1 pseudogene is annotated in these 1,113 nt (G+C 66.4%); it reads right to left on the bottom strand.

The features are described 5' to 3' along the window. A pseudogene (locus PMI03_RS30260) lies at positions 1-1,113 on the bottom strand (calcium-binding protein); the annotation flags it as partial.

Raw genomic sequence — 1,113 nt, 5'->3', positions numbered from 1 at the left:
TGCCGACTTCCGTGTTGGTCGCGAACAGCTGGCTGCCGTTGATGGCATCCGTGCTGCTGGCGCTGACACGACCCGCCGCCACGTTGGTGATGGTGCGTTCTGCACCCGGAGCGCCAACGCTCACCGTGCTCGTCGGCGCGGCGCCGGCGTAGGTGTAGGCGTTGCCGTTGATGGTGTCGCCCGTCGTTGCTACGGCCGCTGCCGTGGTGCTACCGGAGCCGAGCGCGATGTCGCCTGCATTGTTGGCAACGGCGTTCGGGCCGATGGCCACGCTATCCGTGCCCGTTGCCGTCGAGTCCGGCAGTGTCGAGTTCGAGTGGAAGTACTTGATCCCACCACCGTTGTTGATGTTGGTAATGGCGGTGGTGTTGCTGGTGACCTGCTGGTTGGTCGCAAAGAGCTGCGAACCGTTGACCCCATCCGTCGAGGTGGCCGAGAGCTGGCCCGCCGCAACATTGGTCAGCTGGCGCTCGGCGCCCGCCGTTCCTATGCTGACGACGCCGGCCGGCGTTGCACCTGCAAAGGTGTAGGCCGTGCCGCCGATGGTGGCGCCTGCGGTTGGTACCGCTGCCGCCGTCACCGCCGAACCCTGACCGAGTGCCACATTCGAGCCGGTCAGCCCTGCCGTGATGCTGGCGCCTTGACCAAGCACGGTGGAGTTGGCCACACCATTGTCGGTTGCGGAATTGCCGATGACCGACGAAGCCGCGCCTGTTGCCGAAGCACCGAAGCCGCCTGCCAGGGCATCAGCCCCGGACGATACCGGCTGCGTCGACGTCACCGAGTTGTCGGAGACGAACGGGCCGACCTTACCGTTGGTCATGTTATTGACGGCGGTATTGGTGGCGAAGAGCTGCGAACCGTTAACCGCGTCGGTCGAGGTGCCCGAGAGCTGGCCGGCCGCGACGTTGGTGATCTGACGCTCCGCACCGGGAGCACCGACGCTGAGAACGCTGGTCGGCGTAGCACCGGCGAAGGTGTAGGCCGTGCCCTGGAGGGTCGTGCCTGCGGTCGGGTTGGCAGCAGCCGTCACCGAGCCGGAGCCGAGTGCGATGTCGCCTGCATTGTTGGCGACGGCATTCGGGCCGATGGCCACGCTATCCGTACCCGTTG

It is taken from the genome of Rhizobium sp. AP16 (assembly GCF_000281735.1).
In the GTDB taxonomy this organism is placed as follows: domain Bacteria; phylum Pseudomonadota; class Alphaproteobacteria; order Rhizobiales; family Rhizobiaceae; genus Rhizobium; species Rhizobium rhizogenes.
The sequence above is the reverse complement of the archived record's forward strand: the minus strand, read 5'-3'. Positions and strand labels throughout refer to the sequence as shown.